The 6,006-nt window shown below is 63.2% G+C and carries 3 protein-coding genes and 1 pseudogene; 3 read left to right on the forward strand and 1 reads right to left on the reverse strand.

Features of this window, described 5'->3' with window-relative positions; genetic code table 11:
- Positions 1-144 (reverse strand): annotated as a pseudogene (locus FJV80_RS35535) (alpha/beta hydrolase); the annotation flags it as partial.
- 457 nt (positions 145-601) lie between these two features.
- On the opposite strand from FJV80_RS35535, the gene FJV80_RS34295 reads away from it, so the two are divergent.
- From FJV80_RS34295 to FJV80_RS34305, 3 genes are all read left to right on the forward strand, one after another.
- On the forward strand, positions 602-880 hold the full coding sequence (locus FJV80_RS34295) for a hypothetical protein (RefSeq protein WP_095793504.1): 279 nt from the start codon (positions 602-604) through the stop codon (positions 878-880).
- A gap of 350 nt (positions 881-1,230) precedes the next feature.
- Positions 1,231-2,337, forward strand: coding sequence for an efflux RND transporter periplasmic adaptor subunit (locus tag FJV80_RS34300; RefSeq protein WP_179296019.1), 1,107 nt, complete (start codon positions 1,231-1,233; stop codon positions 2,335-2,337).
- Positions 2,334-5,543 (forward strand): multidrug efflux RND transporter permease subunit, encoded by a 3,210-nt coding sequence (locus tag FJV80_RS34305; protein WP_142878494.1) that lies wholly within the window; start codon positions 2,334-2,336, stop codon positions 5,541-5,543. Before FJV80_RS34300 ends, FJV80_RS34305 begins: the two co-directional genes overlap by 4 nt.
- Positions 5,544-6,006: the final 463 nt, after the last annotated feature.

Below are 6,006 nucleotides of genomic sequence, written 5' to 3' on the forward strand. Positions count from 1 at the left end.
GAGCCAGGCGCGGCAGCTCCTGTCTTCCCAGATGCGCTCGACATGCGAGATGAAGCCGGGAACGAGCACGATATCGGCCGGGCCGCTGCCCATCGTCTGGTAGGCGATATGGATGCCGTCCACGGCGACATAGCGGGTTCTGGGCCTCCGCGCCATCGCCTGGCACCATGTCTGCATGAACACCCACAACGGTGCTGATGCCCGATACCGCTGAGCGCACAATCGATAGGGATAGCCCTTTTCCTTCGGCGGCAACCAAATCTCGCCGCAGATGCCGGAGGGGACAAGGCGGATCCTGTTCGGGCTGATCGTGCTGTTCGTGACGGCGGCTTATTTGCGGATCGTGGAGGAGCGGTGACAAGGACCTTGAGCGGCAGGCCATGAATTTGTCGCCTGCGCGCTTCCAGATCCCATCAAAATACAATCAATTTCCAGAGGCTCGTCGCCTTTGCGGATTCGCCAATTATATTAGCTGTTGTTGAATTGTATTTGGCAAGCGCTACCGGGAGTAACTATTTCCTCCCGGCACTCACTTTCGACCCTTGCTTAACTGCGATGCTACATTCTGCAAATCGCAGGCAAGAAATTCAAGGATTGCTCGATGCAGGTCACCTCGGACCTCACCGTTGCGATACGGAAGCTGCTGTCGGCCAGGAGCGGTGTTGCTGGCACCAGCCAGCAGACGTTCGTCAAAGCGGGCACAGCGCTGCGGACCGAGGCCCCGGTCATTCGTCCGGCCGCGACCGGCGACGAGGATGGCACGTTCGGCAGCTTTGGCCAGGCCCCCGAGACCGACGTGCCGGCTGCAGCGGGAGGGATATATCAACGCACTGCTCGATGCCCCAGTGTTGCAGTCCATTCAATCTGGCCGGCGTGGTAATGCCCATATCGGTCTCCTTCGACCAATATGAATCATAAGCCGTCCATCAAAGGGATCCGCAATCCTTTAATTTGCGGACTGGCTTTGGCCCGGTGGCGGAGCAGCCACAGGGTGGACATTTCGGCCCACATGGAAAATGATCATGTTGCCATGCACAACACTGCAGTGCTCTGATCTCAACGAGAAAGCCTTAGCGTAGAAGCGGATCAACCGACCTCCGGGTCCAGCGAGCGGGGACGCAAATGGACACACCAGAGAATGCGCAATTGCATCGCGACGCGGGCGGGCGACCCGGTCGATCGGCCGGCTGGCTTGCCCGCGCCGCCGTGTCGGCGGCATTCCTGGTCGGCATGGCTTTCAGCAGCACTGCGTTTGCGCAGGACCAGCAGCTACCCGTGGTGACGGCGGCCAAGCCGGTGGTCCGTGACATCGTCGAAGACGACGAGTTCGTCGGGCGCTTCGAAGCCGTCGACCAGGTCGCCATCCGTTCGCGCGTCAGCGGCTATCTGGACAAGGTCAGCTTCCAGGACGGCGCACTGGTCAACAAGGGCGACCTGCTCTTCACCATCGACCAGCGTCCGTATCAGGCGGCTTATGATGCCGCCAAATCGCAAGTGGATGTCGCCAAGAGTCTGCTCGAATTCTCCAAGATGCAGCTGGATCGCGCCGACGAACTCGCCAAGACCGGCAATATATCAACCGCGACGGTCGACGACCGCCGGCGGGAATACCTTTCGGCGCAGGCGCAGATGCAGGGCGCGACGGCTGCGCTGACGACCGCCAGCCTGAACATGGAATTCACCGAGATCAAGGCGCCCTTGTCCGGCCGCATCGACCGCCGGCTGGTGTCGGTCGGCAACCTCGTGCAGCCGGATTCCACCTTGCTGACGACCATCGTTACGCGCGATCCGATCGACTTCTATTTCGACGTCGATGAGCGCCTGTATTTCAGCTACGCCCGCGACGCGAAGGCGCGTGGCGGCACCATGCAGGAAGGCGCTGGCGGGCTCGAGGTGGTGGTTCGCGTCGCCGACCGCGCGGAGGCGGTATTCAAAGGCAAGCTCGATTTTGCCGAGAACCGGATCGACAACGCGACCGGCACCATGCGGGTGCGTGCGACGTTTCCCAACGCCGACGGCATTCTCCAGCCAGGCATGTTCGGGCGCATCAACGTGCCGGGGTCGCTGCCGCATAGCGGCGTGCTGGTGCCCGACGAGGCGATCGGCGCCGATCAGGATCGCCGCATCGTGTTCCTGGTGGATGAGGCCGGGATGGTTTCGGCCAAGCCCGTGCGCACCGGCCCGCTTCTCGACGGCTACCGCGTGATTCGCTCGGGCCTGGCCGGCGGCGAGACGATCATCGTCAACGGCCTGATGCACGCCAGGCCCGGCACCAAGGTGAAGGTCGAGATGGTGACGTTGCCGCCCAAGGCCGAGACCGCCGGGTTGCAGCAATGAGGTTCGCCCATTTCTTCGTCGACCGTCCGATCTTCGCATCGGTCGTTTCGATCGTCCTTTTGATCCTCGGCGGGATTGCCTATACCCAGCTGCCGGTCGCGCAATATCCCGAGATCGCGCCGCCAACCATTGTCGTTCGCGCGCAGTATCCGGGCGCCGACGCCGAGACGGTCGCAGCGACTGTGGCAACGCCGATCGAGCAGGAGATCAACGGCGTCGAGGGCATGCTCTACATGTCGTCCTATTCGTCGGGTGACGGAGCGATGGCGCTGACCATCACCTTCAAGCTGGGCACCGATCTCGACAAGGCGCAGGTGCTGGTGCAGAATCGCGTGTCGGTCGCCGAGCCGCGCCTGCCCGAAGAAGTCCGTCGCCTCGGCATCACCACCACCAAGAGCTCGCCCGACCTGATGATGGTCGTGCACATGCTGTCGCCCGACAATACCTACGACCAGCTCTACGTCTCGAACTACGCCCGCTCGCGGGTGCGCGACATACTGCTCAGGCTGGACGGCGTCGGCGACCTCATCATCTTCGGCGAACGCGAATATTCGCTGCGCATCTGGCTCGATCCAGAAAAACTGTCCGCCCTGGGGATGACCTCGGGCGATGTGGTGCAGGCGTTGCGCGACCAGAACGTCCAAGTGTCGGGCGGCTCGATCGGCGCGCCGCCGACCAACACCGGCTCGGCGTTCGAGTACACGGTCACCACGCAGGGCCGCTTCAACGACGCACGCGACTTCCGATACGTGATCGTCAAATCGACCGACGACGGCCGCCTGATCTCGCTGCAGGACGTGGCGCGCATCGAGCTTGGCGCCAAGGATTACGTCACCAACTCCTATCTCAACGGCAAACCGGCGGTGGCGCTCGCCATCTTCCAGCGGCCGGGCACCAATGCGCTCGCCGCAGCCGCCGAGATCCAGGACAAGATGAAGGAGCTTTCCCGCGACTTCCCGAAGGGGTTGAGCTACGACATCGTCTACAATCCGACCGAGTTCGTCGCCCAGTCGATCCACGAGGTCTACAAGACGATCCTCGAGGCGATGCTGCTGGTCATCATCGTCATCATCGTCTTTCTGCAATCGTGGCGCATGGCGATCGTGCCGATCGTGGCGATCCCCGTGTCGCTGATCGGCACGCTGGCGGTGCTTTTCGCCGCCGGCTTCTCGCTCAACATGTTGACGCTGTTCGGCCTCGTTCTGGCCATCGGCATCGTCGTCGACGATGCGATCGTCGTGGTCGAGAACGTCGAGCGCAATATCGCCAGAGGGCTGGCGCCCAATCCGGCGGCGCACCTGACCATGGACGAAGTCGGAACGGCTGTTATCGCGATCTCACTGGTGCTGATAGCCGTGTTCCTGCCGACAGCCTTCATCCCCGGCATTTCCGGGCAGTTCTACCTGCAGTTCGCGATCACCATCGCGGTGTCGACGGCGATCTCGGCATTCAATTCGCTGACGCTTTCGCCGGCGCTGGCAGCACTGCTGTTCAAGCCGCATCACACTGCTTCGGCGCCGCCGCGCTTTTTCCTGGCGCGGTTCGGACGGGCGCTCGCCGACGGCTTCAATAATGGCTTTGACAGGCTCGCCCATTGGTATTCGAGCATCGTGCGCGTGCTGGTCGGCTCGTGGATAGCGATCGGCGCCATGCTGACCGTTTTCGCGGCCCTCATCTGCGCCACGGTCTACATGGTGCAGGCGGTGCCGCGCGGTTTCATTCCGTCGCTCGACCAGGGCTATGCGATCGTCGTCGTCCAGCTGCCGGACGGCGCCTCGCTGTCGAGGACCGATGCGGTCATCCAGCAGGCGTCGCAGATCATCCAGAAAACGCCAGGCGTCGACTACGCAGTCGCCTTCGCCGGCTTCTCCGGCGCGACCTTCACCAACGCCAGCAACGCGGGCGTAATCTTCGCCAGGTTCAAGCCGTTTGATGAGCGACTGAAAGCCGGCCAGTCGGCGACCCAGGTCATCGGCAATCTGTTCGGCAGCCTGCAAAGCATCAAGGAAGCCTTCATTATCGCACTGCCGCCGCCCCCGATCCGCGGCGTCGGCAATGCCGGCGGCTTCAAACTCCAGATCCAGGAGCGCAACAGCGCCGACATGCGGCAGATCCTGGCGCTTGCTTACGAAATCGCCGGTAAGGCCAACAAGACGCCGGGGCTGACGGGCGTGTTCACCACGTTCTCCGCGTCGAGCCCGCAATTCTTCCTGGCGATCGATCGCGACAAGGCGCGCATCCTGAACGTGCCGATCCCCAACATCTTCGAGACGCTGTCGATCAATTTGGGCACCGCCTACGTCAACGACTTCAACGCTTTCGGGCGCGTCTACCAGGTGCGGGCGCAGGCCGACCAGGCGTTCCGCCTCGATCGCGCCGACATCTTGAAACTAAAGGTGCGCTCGGCGACCGGCGCGCTGGTTCCGCTCGGCACGTTGATCGAGATCCGCGACGTCACCGGCCCGGCGCTGGTCCAGCACTACAACATGTACGTCTCGGTGCCGCTGCAGGGCAACGCCGCGCCCGGCGTTTCCACGGGCGACGCGCTGGCCTTGATGGAAGGGATCACGGCAAAGACGCTGCCGGCCGGTACCTCTTATGAATGGACCGAGCTCGCCTATCAGGAGCACAATACCGGCAATGCCGCTGTCTATATCTTTGGACTGTCGGTGCTGTTCGTGTTCCTGGCGCTGGCGGCGCAATATGAAAGCTGGGTGCTGCCGTTCGCCATTGTGCTGGTGGTGCCGCTCGGCGTGCTCGCGGCGTTGCTCGGCGTGTCTTTCCGAGGGCTGGACAACAACATCCTCGTGCAGATCGGCCTCATCGTGCTGATCGGGCTTGCCGCGAAGAACGCGATCCTGATCGTCGAATTCGCGCGGCAGGCGCAGGAACGCGGCCTGTCGGCGGCCGAGGCTGCCGTCGAAGCCTGCCGGCTCAGGCTGCGGCCGATCCTGATGACCGCCTTCTCGTTCATCCTCGGCGTCGTGCCGCTGATGATCGCAACGGGCCCGGGCGCGGAAATGCGCCAGTCGCTCGGCACCGCGGTGTTCTCCGGCATGCTCGGCGTTACCTTCGTCGGCCTGTTCCTGACGCCGGTGTTCTACGTCACGCTCAGGTCGCTGTTTTCACGGCGCAAGCCCCGTGCCGAGGCCGAGCCCGAGCCTTCGGCGCCGGCAGAGGCGCCATCGGAGACGGCTGCCGAGTAGGGTTACGAATTCGCCGTGTCGAGCGCGGCTTGTCACTCCAGAAAATCGGCACGGCGCGGCAACGGCCACGACGGCATGGCTGAAGACCAAAAGCTCTGCCGTAAGCGACCTCGAATTGCTCGGCGTCGAGCGGGAGAGGGGCACGCCGGCCTTCGCCCTCGTGGGAGAGCCAGGCACCCGCAAATATGACATGGCCATTCAGGCCCGACCTGACCCACACCGTCGCCGGCTGAACGCGTCGTTCCAGGGATTGTTTTCGGGAGGTTCGAGCACTAGAGGTGCAAAGCTGACGTTGAACTAGCGTGAGCGCAACGTGTCGGTCCGCAACCGACTGATCCGCGCCCGAGCCTACAGCCTGTCTCCGCTGTTAAGCAAGCGTCGGTTGATGCACTGCCTTGCCCCTTACCATCCCCGCAATCCCCTCCAGCAGCGCTCTCTGCTCGCCCACCCAGAACCAGTGGTC

The organism is Mesorhizobium sp. WSM4310, assembly GCF_007003935.1.
GTDB lineage: Bacteria > Pseudomonadota > Alphaproteobacteria > Rhizobiales > Rhizobiaceae > Mesorhizobium.